This is a genomic window from Bacillus sp. IS1 (assembly GCF_032461585.1).
Lineage (GTDB): Bacteria > Bacillota > Bacilli > Bacillales > Bacillaceae > Bacillus > Bacillus velezensis.
Genome location: NZ_JAWCWR010000006.1, coordinates 166,561 through 185,058, shown reverse-complemented (window position 1 = coordinate 185,058; position 18,498 = coordinate 166,561). Strand labels below are relative to the sequence as shown.

19 protein-coding genes and 1 pseudogene are annotated in these 18,498 nt (G+C 46.6%); 10 read left to right on the top strand and 10 right to left on the bottom strand.

Going from position 1 to position 18,498, the window contains the following annotated elements; genetic code table 11:
- Positions 1–7: 7 nt before the first annotated feature.
- The 4 genes from RUW00_RS19050 to RUW00_RS19035 form a co-directional block, all read right to left on the bottom strand.
- Positions 8–2,161, bottom strand: a complete 2,154-nt coding sequence (locus RUW00_RS19050; protein ID WP_280144889.1) for an MMPL family transporter — start codon at positions 2,159–2,161, stop codon at positions 8–10.
- Between the two features lie 98 nt (positions 2,162–2,259).
- Positions 2,260–2,895, bottom strand: a complete 636-nt coding sequence (ydfI, locus tag RUW00_RS19045; RefSeq protein ID WP_053285505.1) for a two-component system response regulator YdfI — start codon at positions 2,893–2,895, stop codon at positions 2,260–2,262.
- Positions 2,888–4,105, bottom strand: coding sequence for a sensor histidine kinase (locus RUW00_RS19040; protein WP_280144888.1), 1,218 nt, complete (start codon positions 4,103–4,105; stop codon positions 2,888–2,890). The genes ydfI and RUW00_RS19040 overlap by 8 nt, the downstream gene beginning before the upstream one ends.
- 56 nt (positions 4,106–4,161) lie before the next feature.
- Positions 4,162–4,449 carry a hypothetical protein gene (locus RUW00_RS19035; protein WP_160216742.1) on the bottom strand — a complete coding sequence of 96 codons (288 nt, stop codon included), beginning with the start codon at positions 4,447–4,449 and terminating at the stop codon, positions 4,162–4,164.
- Between the two features lie 146 nt (positions 4,450–4,595).
- Between RUW00_RS19035 and RUW00_RS19030 the strand changes: the two genes are divergently transcribed.
- Genes RUW00_RS19030 through RUW00_RS19010 form a run of 5 tightly spaced genes read left to right on the top strand, consistent with a single transcriptional unit; the run spans position 4,596 to position 6,914 of the window.
- Positions 4,596–4,841 (top strand): hypothetical protein, encoded by a 246-nt coding sequence (locus RUW00_RS19030; RefSeq protein WP_007409324.1) that lies wholly within the window; start codon positions 4,596–4,598, stop codon positions 4,839–4,841.
- A gap of 17 nt (positions 4,842–4,858) precedes the next feature.
- Positions 4,859–5,227, top strand: a complete 369-nt coding sequence (locus tag RUW00_RS19025; RefSeq protein ID WP_014417029.1) for a spore coat protein — start codon at positions 4,859–4,861, stop codon at positions 5,225–5,227.
- Positions 5,228–5,245: 18 nt separating this feature from the next.
- The gene (locus tag RUW00_RS19020; protein WP_160216741.1) at positions 5,246–6,382 is read left to right on the top strand and encodes a zinc-dependent alcohol dehydrogenase; all 1,137 of its coding nucleotides are present in this window, start codon (positions 5,246–5,248) and stop codon (positions 6,380–6,382) included.
- Positions 6,383–6,400: 18 nt separating this feature from the next.
- Complete coding sequence (locus RUW00_RS19015; protein WP_014417027.1) at positions 6,401–6,607, top strand: hypothetical protein; 207 nt, start codon at positions 6,401–6,403, stop codon at positions 6,605–6,607.
- Between the two features lie 7 nt (positions 6,608–6,614).
- A complete protein-coding gene (locus RUW00_RS19010; protein WP_014417026.1) occupies positions 6,615–6,914 on the top strand; it encodes a spore coat protein in 300 nt (99 codons plus the stop codon).
- Positions 6,915–6,979: 65 nt separating this feature from the next.
- On the opposite strand, the gene pdxR (RUW00_RS19005) is transcribed toward RUW00_RS19010, so the two are convergent.
- The gene (pdxR, locus tag RUW00_RS19005) at positions 6,980–8,368 is read right to left on the bottom strand and encodes a MocR-like pyridoxine biosynthesis transcription factor PdxR (protein WP_021495035.1); all 1,389 of its coding nucleotides are present in this window, start codon (positions 8,366–8,368) and stop codon (positions 6,980–6,982) included.
- 126 nt (positions 8,369–8,494) lie between these two features.
- Here pdxR (RUW00_RS19005) and RUW00_RS19000 point away from each other — a divergent pair, with 126 nt between their 5' ends.
- A complete protein-coding gene (locus RUW00_RS19000) occupies positions 8,495–9,379 on the top strand; it encodes a DMT family transporter (RefSeq protein WP_095273184.1) in 885 nt (294 codons plus the stop codon).
- Positions 9,380–9,456: 77 nt separating this feature from the next.
- Here RUW00_RS19000 and RUW00_RS18995 read toward each other — a convergent pair whose 3' ends face one another.
- Positions 9,457–10,035 carry a TetR/AcrR family transcriptional regulator gene (locus RUW00_RS18995; RefSeq protein WP_021495037.1) on the bottom strand — a complete coding sequence of 193 codons (579 nt, stop codon included), beginning with the start codon at positions 10,033–10,035 and terminating at the stop codon, positions 9,457–9,459.
- Positions 10,036–10,293: 258 nt separating this feature from the next.
- Between RUW00_RS18995 and RUW00_RS18990 the strand changes: the two genes are divergently transcribed.
- Entirely contained in the window at positions 10,294–11,484 is a 1,191-nt protein-coding gene (locus RUW00_RS18990; protein WP_280144886.1) for an MFS transporter, read from the top strand.
- Positions 11,485–11,680: 196 nt separating this feature from the next.
- Complete coding sequence (locus RUW00_RS18985) at positions 11,681–12,043, top strand: hypothetical protein (RefSeq protein ID WP_280144885.1); 363 nt, start codon at positions 11,681–11,683, stop codon at positions 12,041–12,043.
- A gap of 47 nt (positions 12,044–12,090) precedes the next feature.
- Here the strand turns inward: RUW00_RS18985 and RUW00_RS18980 are convergent, their stop codons facing one another.
- Complete coding sequence (locus tag RUW00_RS18980) at positions 12,091–12,711, bottom strand: FMN-binding negative transcriptional regulator (RefSeq protein WP_280144884.1); 621 nt, start codon at positions 12,709–12,711, stop codon at positions 12,091–12,093.
- 117 nt (positions 12,712–12,828) lie between these two features.
- On the opposite strand from RUW00_RS18980, the gene pdxR (RUW00_RS18975) reads away from it, so the two are divergent.
- The gene (gene pdxR, locus RUW00_RS18975) at positions 12,829–14,211 is read left to right on the top strand and encodes a MocR-like pyridoxine biosynthesis transcription factor PdxR (protein WP_280144883.1); all 1,383 of its coding nucleotides are present in this window, start codon (positions 12,829–12,831) and stop codon (positions 14,209–14,211) included.
- A gap of 30 nt (positions 14,212–14,241) precedes the next feature.
- Here the strand turns inward: pdxR (RUW00_RS18975) and RUW00_RS18970 are convergent, their stop codons facing one another.
- A complete protein-coding gene (locus RUW00_RS18970; RefSeq protein ID WP_039062685.1) occupies positions 14,242–15,531 on the bottom strand; it encodes a Na+/H+ antiporter NhaC family protein in 1,290 nt (429 codons plus the stop codon).
- Positions 15,532–15,753: 222 nt separating this feature from the next.
- Positions 15,754–16,158 carry a MerR family transcriptional regulator gene (locus tag RUW00_RS18965; protein WP_022552661.1) on the bottom strand — a complete coding sequence of 135 codons (405 nt, stop codon included), beginning with the start codon at positions 16,156–16,158 and terminating at the stop codon, positions 15,754–15,756.
- Between the two features lie 159 nt (positions 16,159–16,317).
- On the opposite strand from RUW00_RS18965, the gene RUW00_RS18960 reads away from it, so the two are divergent.
- Positions 16,318–17,367 carry an NAD(P)-dependent alcohol dehydrogenase gene (locus RUW00_RS18960; protein WP_021495045.1) on the top strand — a complete coding sequence of 350 codons (1,050 nt, stop codon included), beginning with the start codon at positions 16,318–16,320 and terminating at the stop codon, positions 17,365–17,367.
- A gap of 58 nt (positions 17,368–17,425) precedes the next feature.
- On the opposite strand, the pseudogene RUW00_RS18955 reads toward RUW00_RS18960, so the two are convergent.
- Positions 17,426–18,389: pseudogene (locus RUW00_RS18955) on the bottom strand (arsenic resistance protein).
- Positions 18,390–18,498: the final 109 nt, after the last annotated feature.

The window sequence follows — 18,498 nt, the reverse complement described above, 5'->3', positions numbered from 1 at the left end:
TTTCATTTTATTCTTCCGGTTTCTCCGGTGTTTTGCCTTGTGTCAGCTTATGGCCTTCGATATCCACGTTCGGAATGATTTTATCCAGCCACTTCGGCAAGTACCAGGCCGCATGTCCCATCAGCTTCATGACACTCGGAATAATGGTCATTCTTACAATGAACGCATCAAAAAGAACACCGAAGGTCATTGCCAAGCCCATGGATTTGATCGTAGCTTCTCCCGCAAAGATGAACCCCGCAAAGACGAAAATCATGATCAGTCCCGCCGCTGTTACGACAGGTCCGCTATGTTTCAATCCGGCATGGATGGCTTGTACCGGATTTTTTGTTTTGACATATTCTTCTCTCATTCTGCTGACAAGGAATACTTGATAATCCATCGCCAGTCCGAAAAGAATACCGATCGCTAAAATAGGCAGGAAGGCGAGAATCGGGCCTTTTTCCGGAATGCTGAGCAAGCCGGTGAAATTCCCATCCTGCAGAACGAATACCGATAAGCCGAGTGTAGCGGTCATCGTCAGCAAAAAGCCGACGACGGCGGCAAGCGGCACGAGAAGCGAGCGGAAAACAACGGTCAGCAATACAAACGCAAACCCGACAATGAGAATGGCGAATTCCGGAATGGCATCGTTTAACCGGTCTGAAATATCAATGTTTACCGCGGTTGAACCGGTGACGAGCAGGCGGATGCCGTTTTTGTCTGATCGTTTCCGTATATCCTGCACTAACTCTTTCGTTGCCTTATCATTCGGCCCGGTTTCAGGCACTGCCGTAATAATGGCATAGTCCCCTTTTTCGTTCGGCATGGCCGGTGTGACGCTCGCCACATTGTGCAAGTCCTTCATTTCGTTCACGGCGTCTTGAAATGCTTCACTTTTGTTCTCCTTGACCCCTTTTGCATCGGCAACAATTGTCAGCTTGCCGTTAAAGCCTTCGCCGAATCCTTTAGACAACAGATCATAGGCGCTGCGATCCGGGCTGTCTTTCGCTTTCATTCCCGCATCAGGCAGCCCCAGCTCTAAATGCATGGCCGGCAGACTGATGACGGCTAAAAGAATAATGCTGAAAATGCTTAACAGAATAGGCTTCTTTGTAACGAAGCGCCCCCAGGCATTCGTGTCGGCGCTTTTCTTTTCTTTCTTCTTGTTTGATTTCGGAATCATCCGTTTTCCTGCGATTGACAACACCGCAGGCACCAGCGTAACAGAAGCCGATACAGCCATCAGCACACTGAGTGCCGCAGTCAATCCCATGGCAGACATGAACGGAATGCCGACAACGGTCAATCCGCAAAGCGCGACGATCACGGTCAGTCCCGCAAAAACGACGGCGCTGCCAGCCGTTCCCGCGGCTTTAGCGATCGATTCATTTTTTTGTACACCTTCGCCCAAAAACTGACGATGCTTCGTAAAGATAAACAGCGCATAATCAATCCCGACGGCCAGTCCGATCATTCCGGATAATGAGAGACTGACCGAGGCTATCGTAAAGAACTGTGTCCCGATTAACGTCAGCGCGACGCTTACGCCTAACCCAATCAGGGCCGTGACAATCGGAAGCCCCGCGATGACTAATGAACCAAACGTAATAGCCAGTACGACGAATGCCAGCACAACGCCGACAATTTCAGATACACCGCCGATTTCAACACCGGCCCCCGGCACATCGCCGCTGAGCTCCGTCTGCAGACCTTTGTCTCCTGCGGCGGACAGACTGTGTTTAATATGTGAAACAGACGCATCCGTAATGTCATCCGCCGCTTTTTTGTACGTAATATCGGCATATGCTACTGATCCGTCTTTAGAAATGGTTCCTGTCTCAAAAGGACTTGCAATCGAAGCGACTGAATGATCTGTTTTGATCTTCTTTAATGTCTCTTCAATCGCTTGTTTTTCCGGTTTTGACGTCAATTTCTTCCCGTCTTCAGCTCCGAAAATAACCCGTATGCTTCCTTTATCGGGACCCTTTGAAAATTCTTTTTGAATCATATCCATCGCCTTTTCAGAAGGTGTGTCGGGAATTGACATATCCTCAGAAAAAGCAGGTTTTAACGAGATGGCGATCACAATCGAAGCGATCAGTATCACGAGCCACGCACTGATCATTTTTAATCGATTGCGGGCAGACCATCCCCCTAATTTATATAAAAAACCAGACATCGAATACTCCTCTCCAATCATTACTTTCTGCCTAATTGTAGTTCACATTCACATAAAAAAAACGTACATAGGGGCATGTACGTTTGGGCAGTTTTTCATTATATATTCAGTTTCAGAATGCCTTTTTGCATGGCAATGGTGACGGCTTCCGTCCGCGAATCAGCGCCTAATTTGTTATAAATTGATGTTAATCTCGCTTTTACCGTCCGCTCTGAGATTCCTAAATCGAAGGCGATCGCTTTGCTTTTATGTCCTTGCGCAACGGCTTGCAGAACTATGATTTCCTTGTCCGTCAGCTGTGTTTCATTGGCATTTGCCCGTTCCATTTTCATTTCCCGGAAACGCCGCAAGATGTCCGGCTGCAGAAGCACTTCTCCCCTGACTGCCGCATCCATCGTATGAAATAAGGTTTCTGAGCTTGTGTCCTTCAGCAGATAACCGTTCGCGCCTGATTCGATGCCTTCTATCATCAGATGATCTTCATTATAGGTCGTCAAAATAATGATCGGCACATCAGAATGCTCTTTTATCTGTTTAATGGCTTCCAGCCCGCTCATTTCCGGCATGTACAGATCCATGAGAATGACATCGGGTTTTAGTTCTTCTGCGAGCCGGACGGCGGTTTTCCCGTTTTCCGCCTCTCCCGTTATGGTGTAATGGTCATTTGTTTCTATCAAAAGCTTCAGACCTTCTCTGACGACAAGATGGTCATCTGCTATTAACACTTTATACATGTTCCGCCTCTCCCTGAATTGGTATGATGATCTCAATTTGAGTCCCCGCTGATCTGGCGCTTGTTATACGGAAAGTGCCGTTCATCATATTGACGCGTTCTTGTATCCCAAGCAGCCCGTAATGTCCGCTTTTTCTCATTTCTGTTCCGGCATCAAAGCCTTTCCCGTCATCTTTGACGGTTATGCGGATCTGTCTCTCTTCTTCCCGAACGGACACCCAGACATTCTTTGCTTCTGCATGCTTGGCGGCGTTTGTCAGGCCTTCTCCGATCATGTAATGGCAATTCTCCGCCGTATGAACGTCAAGCACATGATGCACGCTGTAATCTAAAAAACAAGACAGCCCGGAGGCTTCTGTAAAATGGTTGATTTGTTCAGTGATGCTTTCTTTTAAGAAGCCGATCTCTTCTGATTTACTGCGAAGGTTATCAATGGCCGAGCGCGCATCAGCCAATGTGCCCTTCACTCTGTCCATTGACTGGCTGATGATGTCTTTCGCTCTGTCAGTGTTATCTTTCGAAAGATGAACTTGCACCGCTTCAAGCTGCATGTGCAAGCTGACCAATCCTTGGGCAAGCGTATCGTGTAAGTCTCTCGCCATCCGCTGTCTTTCATTCTGAAGCGTCAGCTGTTTCACTTGCCGGTGAGCGAGCTCTAATTTTTCAAGCGTCATCTGTGTTTTTATTTTTTCATCAACTTGCGCGAAAAATGTGGCCGCATACGTGATAATCACGATCATGATGGGAGCGGCGATAACGATGAAACGCAGCAGATGATGCGGATGCTCCTGATGCAGGGCTGTTATGGACATTAAAATGAAAAGATAGAGTATGAGCAGCGTTTTTCCCTTATCCGCCATTCCGATAATCTGCCCGATTAAAAAGGCATAGAGACCGATCACCAGCGCGATATAGCCGCCGGTCATCAAGTTAGCCGATGTATATATGATAAATCCCTGTATGATGAAATAAAGAAACGTCTTTTTCTTCACCCAGCGATGGGAATGCCAGTGCAGCACGGTAAAAATGACGATCAATATCGTGAATAACAGCTGCAAAAAAACCGTCCAGCTTTCATAAATGTACTGCAAACAGACTGATGCGGCATATACCATTAAAATAAACGCCAGACCGGGCACCCGAAGCGCAAGCATATTCAATGAGCGTCTGTCACGGGAGACGTAGTCTTCTTGATGTTTTGTACCAAACAATCTCTGTCCACTTCCTTTTAGCCGACCGGCCTCACGAGGTTTTATTCTATTTGTCATCATACCATATGTGCCTTCTTCTCACCTTCCCCTTCTGTCCCTGCATGACGGGTGAAAGAAAAAACAGCCTGCGGGATTGTTCGCAAGCTGTTTTTTGCGGGATTGATTATATTCGGGCTTGCGTTCGGCTCATTGATCGGCCTGTTAAGCGCCAGCCGGATGATCTCGCCGAAGGGAACCAGGTTCGTTGCCCCGGTCAGCGTTCTGTTTGTTATCAGCGCAGGTGCTTTTGCCGCTTTCAAAAGAATCGTATTTGCCGACTTATCATTTTCGGCATATTTTGACAAGAGGAAGCGATTGTGCTTCCTCTTTTTTTTGATGCATCGTCAGGCTTTTTCTCCACTTTTTCTTACAAACAAAATTTGTAAGACTAGAGCTCTTTTCTCAGGGGAAATTAATTACGTATTTTTAGAAAGGGAGGTTTCAGACGATTATGGAAAAGCGTGAATTAGCGGCTCACGAGTCGCTGGACTTACATGAAATCATTAACTTCAAGACGCTTTGTGTAGCGAAATCCAAGCTCATGCAAGGGCTTGTGTTTGATCAGGATCTGAAAACGTTAATGGAAAAAGACGTTCAGCAAGCCTCTCAAGACCTGGCTGATCTGCAGGCGGTTTATGAACGGGCAACGTTTCAGGCCCCCGTTCCTCAAAACCGGCCGACTTCGATCATCAATTGAAAGGAAGGTAAGCATCATTGAATCATGACCATTTAGATCCGATCAATTCATTACATGTCCCTGAACTTGCGGATATGACATTCGCAATGGATTTTCTCATACGCGCCAAAGAAGGCGTCAGAAATACCGCCGTCGCTTTAACAGAAACCGCTTCACCTGATGTAAGAGCTTTGCTGCGCAAACAGCTCATGCAGGGAATCGCGATGCATCAGGAGATAACAGACTTGATGGTCAGCAAAAAGTGGTTTCACCCGCATGATTTGAGCGAACAGTATAAATTGGATCAGCTCTCTGCAAAAAATACCCTCATGGTCGGAAGCATGAACCTGTTTCCCGTTGAAACGAACAGAAAAGGGATGTTTGACCGCACACCTGATGAACACTAACACTGGAGGTATTACAGCATGAAGGCCGTAACGTATCAAGGAGTGAAAAACGTCGTTGTCAAAGACGTGCCTGATCCGAAGATTGAAAAACACGATGACATGATTATAAAAGTCACAAGTACGGCAATTTGCGGATCAGATTTACATTTAATCCACGGACTCATCCCGAATTTGCAGGAAGACTACATCATCGGCCATGAACCGATGGGCATCGTGGAAGAAACCGGTCCCGGCGTGACGAAAGTCAAAAAAGGCGACCGCGTCATTATTCCTTTTAATATCGCCTGCGGAGAATGCGTTTATTGTAAGAATCACCTGGAAAGCCAGTGTGATCAATCAAATGAGAACGGCGATATAGGCGCTTATTTCGGCTATTCAGGAAATGCCGGCGGCTATCCGGGAGGCCAGGCCGAATATTTGCGCGTCCCATTTGCGAACTTTACCCACTTTAAAGTTCCCGAAACATGCGAAGAACCGGATGAGAAACTGAGTGTTATTTCCGATGCGATGACAACCGGCTTTTGGAGCGTCGACAATGCCGGCGTAAAAGAAGGCGATACAGTTATCGTTCTCGGCTGCGGGCCCGTGGGCCTTTTCGTTCAAAAATTCTGCTGGTTAAAGGGAGCGAAACGCGTAATAGCCGTAGACTATGTCAACTACCGTCTCCAGCATGCGAAACGGACGAATAAAGTGGAAATCGTGAACTTCGAAGACCACGAAAATACGGGCAGCTACCTGAAGGAAATCACCAAAGGCGGCGCCGACGTGGTCATTGACGCCGTCGGCATGGACGGGAAAATGACAGACCTTGAGTTCCTCGCCAGCGGTTTAAAACTTCAAGGCGGGGCGATGAGCGCATTGGTCATCGCGTCCCAAGCGGTGCGAAAAGGGGGAACAATCCAGATTACGGGTGTGTACGGCGGCAGATACAACGGGTTTCCCCTTGGCGATATCATGCAGCGGAACGTCAATATCCGATCAGGACAAGCTCCGGTCATCCACTATATGCCGTATATGTTTGAATTGGTGTCAACCGGCAAAATTGATCCGGGCGATGTTGTAAGCCATGTCATTCCGCTCAGTGAAGCGAAGCACGGCTATGAGATGTTTGACACGAAAACAGATGATTGTATTAAAGTTGTACTCAAACCTTAAAGAACGGAGGCTACAGAAATGGCCAGCGCCTTACATGAATTACTCGAAATTCAGGAGATGGCTTCTTTTAAGTCACTTTGTCTGACGAAATCCAAAACCATGAAAGCGCTCGTATCCGATCCGCAGCTGAAAGAAATCATGCAGCAGGATGTGGATACATCAACAAGGCAATTGCAGGAATTTGCCTCGATTTTATCTGATGCACAGCATGAAATGAGGAGATGAATCACGAATGAATCCGATTATTGAATACTTGACGGGTATGAATGCACTGACAGACCAAATTGTCGCAATGGATTTATTGAATTCGGCAAAAAGCGGTGTCAGAAACTATGCGATGGCGGCGACGGAAGCCGGAACGCCTGAAGTGAAAGCGATCCTCACCCGGCACTTAGAAGAAGCCCTTGACATGCACGAGCAAATCTCACGCTATATGATGGAAAAAGGCTGGTATCACCCGTGGAACACAAATGAACAAGTCCGGCTCAATTTGCAAAATATTGATACGGCGCTCCGCCTGCCCGTCCTATAAATCGTTTTGCTGCTGAGACTGCACCCCTGACTCAAGCTTCAGTATTTCAAACTGTGAGCTGCCTTTTACAGCGCCCAGGCGGCTCTCAGTTTTTTTATACCTTCTTGTATATTGGTTTCAGAAACCCCCGCGAAACCGAGAGAAACTGTTTTTTCAGGGAGCTGTTTTTGATAGGTGAGAGACACGGGATAGATTTTGACTCCTTGTTCCTCCGCCTTTTCAATCAGCTCTTTTTCACTGAAAGGCAGCTGAACGTCAAGTAAAATCCGCAGCCCGGAATTTTCTCCGCGAATCCTGACGTATTGTCCCAGCTCGCGCCGCACGGCCTCTAATAATACCGCTCTTTTTTTCCGGTACAGCTTTCTCATTCTGTTAATATGTTTCTGCCACTCTCCGCTTTTGATAAATTGAGCCAGCGTCAGCTGACTGTGGCAGGAGACGGTCTGCTTATATAAAGAAGCGATTTCCCTGCCTTTTTCGATAAGCGGCAAAGGAAGAATCATATAGCTGATGCGCAGCGAAGGAAGCAGAGATTGGGAAAACGTTCCCATATAAATAACACGGTGATGCTGATCAAGCCCTTGCAATGATGGGATCGGCTGGCCGGTGTATCGGAATTCACCGTCATAATCATCTTCTATAATGAACGATTGATGTTCCTTCGCCCATTTCAGCAGCTGAATCCTTCTGTTTACCGGCATAATCATTCCTAACGTAAATTGATGAGAAGGCGTGACATATACAAGACGCGGCCGCTCTTCATTCAGCTTCCGGATACAGACTCCTTCATTATCGACGGGTATCGGAATGATCTTCATGTGATTGGCTTTAAAAATCTCCCTCGCTCTCGGATAACCCGGATCTTCATATCCGATGGATAGATTTGCTTCAAATATTTTGCACAGCATTTGCAAAAGAGCAGGGTTCCCGGCGCCGACTATCACTTGTTCAGGACGGCAATTCACGCCGCGCGACTGATATAAGTATTCTGAAATGAGCGTTCTCAGTTCAAGCTCGCCCAAATCATCCCCGGGCCGATACAGCTCGTGCCCATATTGATCTAAGCTTGCAACCATGCTTTTGCGCCATGCCGAAAAAGGAAAATGAGCGGCATCCACAGTGCCGTAGTGAAAATCAATCCATTGGCGGTCTTCCTTCGCCTTTGTTTGAACAGGCGAAGCGCCCGGCTTTTTCACATAGACGGCGTCCGAGTCATAATCGGCAAACCATCCGCTTCTCGGCTTACTGACAATATAGCCTTCGGCGGCAAGCTGTTCATAGGCACGCTCCACAGTCGTCTGACTGACGGAAAGCTGACTTGACAAAAGCCTTTTTGAAGGAAGCTTCAGTCCTTTAGGAATACGTCCCTGATGCATATTTTCCTTAAAATGCCGATAAAGCTGCTGATAAAGCGGAATATCCAAATCTCTATTTAAAAATGGCGTGATATCCATTTTTACTCCCTCCAAACTGGCATTCTTCTTTTTATAAAAACTGGCCATTTGTATAAGGCCAATTTCAGTTTATAGTCATTATAAACTTTGAAAATGGGTTTAGAAATATATATTGGAGTGATTGGAATGAATAAAGCCGCAAACGGCTGGATTAACGGATTTATCGGCGTGCTCATTTTCAGCGGCTCGCTTCCCGCGACCCGCTTGGCTGTAGCGGACTTTGACCCGGTATTTCTCACCGTATGCCGCGCCGCTATAGCCGGTATATTGGCAGGCGCTCTGCTCCTCATTTTTCAGGAGAAACGCCCTGCCAAAAGCGACATCATTTCACTACTAACAGTAGCGCTCGGCGTCGTGATCGGTTTCCCGCTGCTTACAGCCTTAGCGCTTCAGCATGTCACATCCGCTCATGCCATTGTCTACATCGGGCTTCTCCCGCTTGCGACGGCGATCTTCGGCGTACTGCGAGGAGGCGAACGGCCCAGACCGGTCTTTTGGATTTTCTCGGCTGCCGGCAGCATCCTCGTAGCCGGATATGCTCTGCTGCAAGGAGGGGAATCCTCTCCGCTCGGTGATACGTACATGATCGCTTCGATTATCGTGTGCGGTCTCGGTTATGCCGAAGGCGCCCGCCTCTCCCGGCGGCTTGGCAACTGGCAGGTGATCTCTTGGGCTCTCGTTTTATCGCTTCCCCTTATGTTCATCCTGTCTTTCTGCTTCATGCCGGACTCATGGTCAAACATCGGCGCGCCCGCACTGCTCAGTCTTGCATATGTCTCAATATTCAGCATGCTGATCGGCTTCGTATTCTGGTATCGCGGACTCGCCCAGGGAGGCATCGCCGCGGTCGGACAGCTGCAGCTTCTGCAGCCTTTCTTCGGACTGTTACTGGCCGCCATGATTCTCCATGAAAAAGCGGGATGGGAACTTGCGGCGGTGAATGTCGGCGTTATCGCTTGCGTGGCGGCCGCCCGGCGGTTCGCAAATCAATCAGAAAAGGCCGAACAATGAACTTGTTCGGCCTTTTCATTATGTTCCGCCCATAGGCAGCAAAAGTCTGCATCTCTTTCACATGATCCGGGTATTTTTCAGGCAGGCTGAACTCCCTTAAACGCACTCATCACCAGATCATGCACATAGGAATCATTCACCTCATCACCTGTGATCAACAGGCGATAGAAAATCGGTCCGTAAATGAGATCGATGCTTACGTCAATATCAAGATTCTCTCTTAATTCACCTTTTTGAATTCCCTTTTCCAGAAGGCCTTTCGCTTGGAGGCGGCGGGGCTGGAAAAATCGCGTGCGATATTCTTCCGCCAATTTTGCATCCAGCTGCCCCGCACCGATTAATTCCTTAATAACGGTTCCTTCCCGGCTCGTCAAAAACCTTGCTAAATTCGTGGCGTGGGTCAATATATCTTGCACTGTTGATCCTGTATCGGGCACAGGCAGTCTGTCCGTAGCGGTCGAAAGAAAGCTGTCCATGATAACGGCAGCCTTGTTTGACCACCATTTATAAATCGTTGCCTTACTCACTTTGGCACGCTCAGCAATTTTATCGACTGTCACCGCGTCAAAGCCATTTTCCAACAATAGGTCATAGGCTGCAGAAAGAATCGCCTTATGTGTTCCTTCATCGCGCGGCCGTCCTCGTTTACTCTGCACATGAATCATTCCTTCCCGAATTATAAACGATACGTTCAGTATACTTAACCTGTATAAAAAAAGAAAACAGAAACCCATTTACAAAACTGAACGTTTAGTATATTATTTTCTTATAACAAAACTAAACGTTCAGTTTACAAAATAACTTGAGGGAAGTCTTGATGAAATGCAGACTCCAAAAGCCTCTGCGTAAAGGAGATGAATCAGCAAATCATTTATCAAGCATCATAAAAACCACTTAAAAAGGAGTTCATTCATATGGCTAAAGAAAACAAACAGACAGCAGATCAGGGAATTTCATCTGGTTTAACCCTTCTTCTCGCAACGGCATGCGGTATCATTGTCGCTAATCTTTATTATGCACAGCCCTTGGCAGGATTCATTAGTGCGGCAATCGGGCTTTCTCCAAGCAGCGCCGGATTAATTGTCACGCTGACTCAAATCGGATACGTTGCCGGCTTACTGTTTCTCGTCCCTTTGGGAGACATTATCGAAAACAAAAAACTTGTCGTTGTATCGCTCCTTCTAAGCGCAGCCGCTTTGACACTGACAGCATTTGTGAAGCATGGAACACTGTTTTTAGCCGCTGCGTTTTTCATCGGACTGGGATCAATCGCGGCCCAAGTGCTAGTTCCATTCGCATCATACCTTGCACCAGATGCCGCACGCGGCCGGGTTGTCGGCAATGTGATGAGCGGCCTGCTGCTCGGTATTATGCTTTCCCGTCCGATATCCAGCCTGGTCGCTGATATATGGGGGTGGAATGCCATATTTGCTTTATCCGCCGCGTTAAGTGTTGTCCTGGCAATCATCTTATCAAAAGTGCTTCCTGCCAGAAAACCAACAGCAAACACAAGCTACACCGTCTTACTCGGTTCAATGTGGAAGCTGCTGCGCACGACTCCGGTCTTACGCCGCCGTGCCATTTATCATGCGTTTGTATTTGGCGCTTTCAGCTTATTCTGGACGACTGTGCCTTTATTATTGTCCGGTCCTGCTTTTCATTTTTCTCAAAAGGCAATCGCGCTGTATGCATTAGCGGGCATTGCGGGTGCAGCGGCTGCACCGATAGGCGGCCGTCTGGCTGATCGCGGCTTGACCCGGCTTGCCACCGGAATCGCTCTCGGTGTTGTCATCGTTTCTTTATTACTCCCGCTCATGATTCAGAGCAGCTCCCCCGTCGGAATAGCAGTTCTGGTGGCCGCTGCTATCCTGTTGGATATGGGGGTATCTGCCAATCTCGTACTCAGTCAGCGTGCCATTTTTTCGTTGGCACCTGAATTTCGCAGCCGATTAAACGGATTATTTATGGCAATCTTCTTTCTCGGCGGTGCTATAGGATCATCAATCGGAGGATGGGCATACGCCTCAGGCGGGTGGAGTATCACATTATGGATTGGAATCGCTTTTCCGGTCATAGCATTGCTTTATTTCACCACGGAGAAATAAGCCTTTCACCAAAAATAAGCCGTCAGGACCAAGCTGACAGCTTTTTTTGGTGTATTCTTCTTTACATCCATCCGAACAAAAAATCCGGATTCATGAAAAGATGATATTGATTCTTTACGCCCCGCTCACATAGCAGAAACGGTAAAACCATGTCATAATATGTTAAGAAATAATTGCGCCATAGGCAGGTGAACACATGAAGAAGTATTTATATAAACACCTTTTGTTAGCTCTCGTTTCGTCCGTTTGCTTTTTATTGGTCTTTTATGTGGGTTTAAAAATGACACAGGAAGACACACCGCCGTTGTCTTCTTACCCGTTTTACCTTTTTATTTATCTTTACATCGCAGCCGGATATTTGACGGTCGGCCTTGTTTTAGCTTGTATGACTGATATCTTGAAAAACCGCTGGACATTGAATAAAACGTCTTCCATTCTATTGAAACTTATCGTTTACTTACTCATACCGTATGCTATTTTTCATTCTTTCTTCATTTTAATGGCGCCGTTGATTTATGTGCTGTTTGAGTCGTTATTCATCCTGAAAAAAGCTTCGTAACCTGAAAAAACATACCGCATGCTGCCGGTATGTTTTTAATATGCTTGTCAGTTGTTCGCAGTGATCCGTTTGATGTTTTCTTCCATCAAGCCGGAAATGAGCTGTTCGTTTGTATGAGGAATCTGTTTGAGCTGTTGTACGACCAGCCCTTGTCTTGCGGATGAATGATTTTGACTCAGCTTTGCTTTCCCCTCTATTTTGCTGATTTTGATTTTAAAACCTTTTACCCCTTTGTTCTTGCCTGCCAGCAATTTCGCATCGACATCCTCTAATTTGTACGGGCTGTCGGGGCTTTCGTATTTCAATACGAGATCACTCATCGACTGCACGGTTTCTTCCTCATCCAAAAGCTCCGCCTCTCCGTAAACATGAACCGCCACATAATTCCATGTGGGAACAGCCTGATTCGTCTCATACCATTTAGGCGAGATATAACAATGAGGCCCTTGAAAAACGGCTAACACGTTTTGGCCATCAATCTCTTTCCATTGGGGATTCGGCAATGCAAAATGACCGTATAAGCATTCGTTATCCTTACTCATCATCAATGGCAGGTGGGTTGCATACGGCATGCCTTCCGCCGTTGAAAACAATGCTGCGAAACCATACTCTTTGATTACATCGCACGCTTCAGCTTCACTCAGCTGAAATGGAGCGGGAATATACATAAAAACTCTCCTCTCTGAACATGGATTGATAAAGCGCTTTCCGCTATAATAAGATATCAACTGACATTTAAAAAGGTACAGTTTTAAATAAATATACATGTCAGAGGAGAACATCTGATGAAAAATATGATTTTCGCTTTCGAAAGCGATACCCCGAAATACAAACAAATTTATGAGCAATTTAAAACATTGATTGAGCAGGGAAATATTCAGGCAGATGAGCGGCTGCCTTCAATTCGGGAGCTGGCAGATTCCCTGCGGGTAAGCCGTAATACAACGCTGATGGCCTATGATCTGCTTTTAGCGGAGGGATACATTCGCGGAGAAACACGCAAAGGATATTTTGCTAATGAAATAGAACCCTCTTTATTTCAACAAGAACATGATGTTGTTTACGCTGAGAAAACCGAATCAGCTCAGCCGGCCCTGATTGATTTTCGCGCCGGAGCCGTCGATCAAAATCATTTTCCTCTGAAAACATGGAGAAAATTATACAATCAAGTTTTGACATCAGAGAAAAGCTTTCTGTACGGTGAACCGTTCGGCGAGAGAGACCTGCGTGAACAAATTGCCGCTTATCTCTTGGAATCCCGCGGAGTGAAAACAGATGCGGATTCCATTATCATCGGCAGCAGCACCCAGCAGATGCTGATATATCTCAGCCGGATTCTGAAAGAGGATTTTTCGGGAATGATCGTTGAAGACCCGGGATTTGACGGTGCCAGAGCGGCTTTTCAATTTCACGGGCTTTCTCTGGAAACGATGCCTGTCTATGAAAACGGAGCTGATTTTTCTCAATTACATGCAATGAAAGAAAAATTAATCTATGTGACCCCTTCCCATCACAGCCCTTACGGCGTAAGCATGTCCATTCAGCAGCGCCAAACTCTGATCAATTGGGTGAATCATAGAGAGGGTTATATTCTTGAGGATGATTATGACAGTGAATTCCGTTATACACAGCAGCCGTTTCCCGCTCTTGCTTCCATTCAATCAGACCGGGTGATTTATTTAGGGAATTTCTCAAAATCCTTTCTTCCGGGCATCCGCATAAGCTATATGGTTTTGCCGCAGTGCCTTTTGCACCGGTATAAAAAAAGGTTTATTCATTTCGAAAGCACCGCTTCTTCGCTTAACCAGCTGACCATGGCTGAATTGATGAAGGCCGGTGAATGGACCCGCCATATTAAGCGCATGCGTATTGTTTACAGGCGCAAAATGCACCACTTGATTTCACATGTAAAGCAGCAGTTCGGCGATCATGTGACGATCATCGGCGAGCAGTCGGGATTGTATATATTGGTGAGAGTTCACCTGAACTGTTCAGAAGAAACATTAATCGAACGCGCTTTTCAGTACGGAGTGAAGGTATATCCTACCGCCGTTTATTTCGTTGCCGAAAAACCCGAACCGCCGATCATAAAGCTGGGTTTCGCCCATCTCGATACGGATCAGATCACACAGGGCGTACAGCTTTTGAGAAATGCTTGGCTGTCATGAAAGAAAAAAGGCGCCGAACGGCGCCTTTTTTTATTTCGTATTTCTTGTGAATTTCGGCAGTCCAAATATGATGGCGGCGATGCCGCAGATTCCGATGAAAACGGGATAGAAAGAGTATGGCAGGATGCTGACGGGTGAAATATTCCCGAATTTTCCGGCTGATAACAGCTGCGCGCCATAAGGAATCAATCCTTGAATCATGCACGAAAAGATATCCAGAATACTTGCCGATTTTCTGTTGTCGATGTTGAATTTATCAGCGATATTCTTTGCAATCGGCCCGGCTGCGATAATCGAGATCGTATTATTGGCCGCAGCCAGATTCGTCACGCTGACCAGTCCGGCAATGCCGGCTTCGGCTCCTTTTTTCGAACGGATTCGTTTCGTGATGAACTCCAGTAAAAAGTCGATCCCGCCGTTTTGTTTCATCACGCCGACCATCCCGCCGATCAGCATGGACAGGATGATCAGATCGCTCATTCCGGCAATTCCATCCGTAATCGCCTTAAAATAAGAGTCAAGCGTCAGGCTGCCGCCCGCTAATCCGATGATTCCCGTCAAAACCAATCCGCCGAATATGACAGCCATCACATTAATACCGATTAACGCAAAAACCAACACGGCGACATAAGGAAGCACCTTAATCCAGTTGTAAGATTCAGCACCCGTATGGCCGGCGTGGCCTGCCGGAATAAAAAATAAGATAATAACAGTCACAATGGCAGCAGGCAAAACAATCAGAAAGTTCGTTTTGAATTTATCCATCATTTGTGTTTTTTGCGTCCGGACTGACGCGATGGTCGTATCGGAAATAAAAGAAAGATTATCTCCGAACATAGCTCCGCCGACCACAGCCGCCATCGTAATCGCGCCGGAGATGCCAAGCTCTCCGCTCAGACCCGCGCTGATCGGCGCAACCGCCGCAATCGTGCCCATTGATGTTCCCATCGATATAGAAATAAAACAAGCAATGATAAACAGCCCCGGCAGCAAAAACTGCTGCGGAATAACGCTCAAAGCAAGGTTGACAGTTGAATGCACCGCTCCCATCGCTTCAGCCGCTGAAGCAAAGGCACCTGCCAATATAAAAATCATAACCATAATGATAATATCAGGATGTCCCGCACCGGAAGCGAACCATTCTATTTTTTGATTGAGCGATTTCTTCCGGTTAAATAACAGCGCAAAAGCTGACGCAATAATCGCGGCAATCAGAATCGGCAATTTATAAAAATCTCCGGTCACCAGACCAGAGCCGACAAAAAGCCCTACGAATAAGACTAAAGGCAATAACGCCCAAGGGTTCTTTTTATTGTTCATCTGGGTAAACCACCTCTTTTCAGCATTAAAGTCGCTAATCACAGTCTAAGCAACATTTCACACTTTAAAAGTCTGCAGTGAAAAAGTCAAGCTGAAAAAAGGATAAGTAATGATTGATAAGATAGAAAAAGCTGTTTTGTTTCCTCTCTTTAGAAAATAAAAAAACCAAGGCTCGTTTCCTTGGTACATTTCATGCGGCCCGGCGTCCGGGACACCTTCTCTTCATTCAGAAATACATTCAGCTTTCAGTCTGCTTTTAAGTTTCGCTTCATTTTCAAGGATATCTTCGTAATCCTCAATCTTCCTGTTTAATCGTTTTATGGTTTCATCAATTTCCCTCTGTTTCTCCGTCAGCCTTTTCCTTTCATTTATCAGGATGTTTTTTCGGGGTTCGATCGTATGATCGGCTCCTTCAATAAATAAAGCGGTATATTCAATCAGCGCCTCAATCGACAGCCCGGCACTTCTCATGCATTTTATAAATTGAATCCAATTCACATCATCTTCGTCATAATCGCGGATGCCGCTTTCATCGCGTTTTACCGGAGGAATCAGTCCTATACTTTCATAATACCTAAGCGTTGCGGCTGATAACTCAACCTGCTTTGCAGCCTGCGCAATCTTCATATTCTTACCACCCGTCCTTCATACCTTTCATAAGCGTGCCATTATAGAATATCATTTCATAAAAAAATAAACCAAACTCCTTGACTTAAAGCCCGCTTTAACATTTAAAGTAAAACCGAACAGAGGATTCATCACTTTATCTTGGAAAGGAAGATAACCATGTGTAATAATCATCCGACTCGTGTATTAAGCGCTCCGCATGCAAAAGCTAAATTTGAGCGGACGACGATTGAGAGAAGAGCATTACGGCCGCACGATATCCTGATTGATATTAAGTACAGCGGGATTTGTCACTCAGACATCCACAGCGCATTCGATGAATGGGGCGGCGGAATCTTTCCGATGGTTCCCGGGCACGAAATTGCCGGAGTTGTGGAAGCCGTGGGTGAAGACGTCACCACATTTGCCGTCGGCGACCGTGTGGGTGTCGGCTGTTTTGTAGACTCCTGCGGGGAATGTGAATACTGTCTCAACGGTGACGAACAATATTGCACAAAAGGCGTTGTTCAGACTTATAATAACCTGGACTACGACGGAAACCCTACATACGGCGGCTACAGCCAGAAAATAGTTGTCACTGACAGATTCGTTGTCCGGATTCCCGATCAGCTGGATTTGGATGCTGCCAGCCCGCTATTGTGCGCGGGCATTACCACGTATTCTCCGCTGAAACACTGGAATGCCGGCCCCGGCAAAAAAGTGGCGATTGTCGGAATGGGCGGGCTCGGACATTTAGCCGTTCAATTCGCGCACGCTTTAGGCGCAGAGGTCACCGTCCTCAGCCGCTCAATGAACAAAAAAGACGAAGCGCTTGAATTTGGAGCCGATCATTACTTTGCAACAAGCGATCCGGATACATTTACTGAGCTGGCCGGACGTTTTGATCTTATTTTAAATACAGTATCCGCGAACCTTGACGTAGATGCCTACTTATCTCTGCTTCGCATTGACGGTACATTGGTAAATGTGGGAGCGCCCGCTAAGCCGGATTCATACAGTGTGTTCTCCTTAATCACGGGCCGCCGCAGCATTGCGGGTTCACTCGTCGGCGGTATTCCGCAGACTCAGGAGATGCTTGATTTCGCTGCCGAGCACGGCATTGCTCCTAAAATTGAAGTGATACCGGCCGATCAAGTCGACGAAGCGTACGAACGGGTTCTCCAAAGCGATGTCCGCTACCGTTTCGTCATTGACATTGCAACTTTATAATTCTCATAAAAAACATACCAATATCTATTGGTATGTTTTTTTCTGTTCAGATTATTTTTTATTTCAGCAGCCATCCGGGCACCGCTTTTATATAAACCAATTCGCCTATCAGCTCAACAATCGTCTGTGTGACGATAACAGCGGCGGCTAATGAGGCCCAAGCATCCGGCAAAGCCAGCGCTAACGGAAGGACTGCGAGTGAATTTCTTGTGCCCGTGCTGAAGATCAATGCTCTTCCTTCACCTGTATCCAGACGGAACGCATTTGCGATAAACCGGGAGACAAACGGCATAATGAGCAGGAATAACAGATAGATCGGAATCACACGTATAATGATGTCAGCATCACTGATGACCTTGCCGATTTGTGTGGCGACGACCGCCAGTAAGACCAGAGCCATAAAAGGAACAGGCAGCCACGCCGTCCATTCCAGCACCTTTTCTCCCGCCGGCTTCTTATCAGCCCATAATTGAGTCATCACCGCCGCCAGCAGCGGCACTGCTATTAACAATAAGAATGCTTCCAGAAACGGTCCCGCATGAACATCTCCTATCACTTCTTTCCCGATAAACAGCCGCAGGTATAACGGAAGCAATACCATCTGAACGGCGAACAAAACCGGCGTGGAAGCCAAGATTAATTTCTCATTTCCTTTGCCGAGCTGAGTAAAGACAATGACGTAATCAATACAAGGTGTAAGCAATACCAAACAAACCCCTAATAATATAGGAGGAGATTGAGGAAAAATGGCGGTTAACACCCATACAACGACAGGTACAGCTAAGAAATTACCGATCAGTAAAGCCGCCATTAAACTTGAGGTTTGACAAGGCTTCCCTCAGCTTCAAGAATGGGATTTGGGCAAACATGGCATACATGAGAACAGCGATAAACGGTGATATCGTCCATCCCCAGCGAAGTCCTGAATCTTTCCCGGCGATCCCCGCTATTCCTCCGATCACAAGAGTCACACCATATATCCAAATTTGCTGTTTTTCTAATGTCTCTCTGGTTATTTTCATTGGCTGACACCTCTTCCCCGCCCATTATACCTTCTTTTCTGACGGAATTAAAAAACACCAAGGGTCTGTGACACTTGGTGTTTTCAGGACGTGTTATTGTTGTCAAAAC

Excerpts from the sequence above, each read along its gene's own strand:
- RUW00_RS19050 (WP_280144889.1), bottom strand. The coding sequence starts at position 2,161 with ATGTCTGGTTTTTTATATAAATTAGGGGGATGGTCTGCCCGCAATCGA.
- ydfI (WP_053285505.1), bottom strand. The coding sequence starts at position 2,895 with ATGTATAAAGTGTTAATAGCAGATGACCATCTTGTCGTCAGAGAAGGT.
- RUW00_RS19030 (WP_007409324.1), top strand. The coding sequence starts at position 4,596 with ATGGAAAAGCGTGAATTAGCGGCTCACGAGTCGCTGGACTTACATGAA.
- RUW00_RS19020 (WP_160216741.1), top strand. The coding sequence starts at position 5,246 with ATGAAGGCCGTAACGTATCAAGGAGTGAAAAACGTCGTTGTCAAAGAC.
- RUW00_RS19015 (WP_014417027.1), top strand. The coding sequence starts at position 6,401 with ATGGCCAGCGCCTTACATGAATTACTCGAAATTCAGGAGATGGCTTCT.
- RUW00_RS19010 (WP_014417026.1), top strand. The coding sequence starts at position 6,615 with ATGAATCCGATTATTGAATACTTGACGGGTATGAATGCACTGACAGAC.
- pdxR (WP_021495035.1), bottom strand. The coding sequence starts at position 8,368 with ATGGATATCACGCCATTTTTAAATAGAGATTTGGATATTCCGCTTTAT.
- RUW00_RS19000 (WP_095273184.1), top strand. The coding sequence starts at position 8,495 with ATGAATAAAGCCGCAAACGGCTGGATTAACGGATTTATCGGCGTGCTC.
- RUW00_RS18990 (WP_280144886.1), top strand. The coding sequence starts at position 10,294 with ATGGCTAAAGAAAACAAACAGACAGCAGATCAGGGAATTTCATCTGGT.
- RUW00_RS18985 (WP_280144885.1), top strand. The coding sequence starts at position 11,681 with ATGAAGAAGTATTTATATAAACACCTTTTGTTAGCTCTCGTTTCGTCC.
- RUW00_RS18980 (WP_280144884.1), bottom strand. The coding sequence starts at position 12,711 with ATGTATATTCCCGCTCCATTTCAGCTGAGTGAAGCTGAAGCGTGCGAT.
- pdxR (WP_280144883.1), top strand. The coding sequence starts at position 12,829 with ATGAAAAATATGATTTTCGCTTTCGAAAGCGATACCCCGAAATACAAA.
- RUW00_RS18970 (WP_039062685.1), bottom strand. The coding sequence starts at position 15,531 with ATGAACAATAAAAAGAACCCTTGGGCGTTATTGCCTTTAGTCTTATTC.
- RUW00_RS18965 (WP_022552661.1), bottom strand. The coding sequence starts at position 16,158 with ATGAAGATTGCGCAGGCTGCAAAGCAGGTTGAGTTATCAGCCGCAACG.
- RUW00_RS18960 (WP_021495045.1), top strand. The coding sequence starts at position 16,318 with ATGTGTAATAATCATCCGACTCGTGTATTAAGCGCTCCGCATGCAAAA.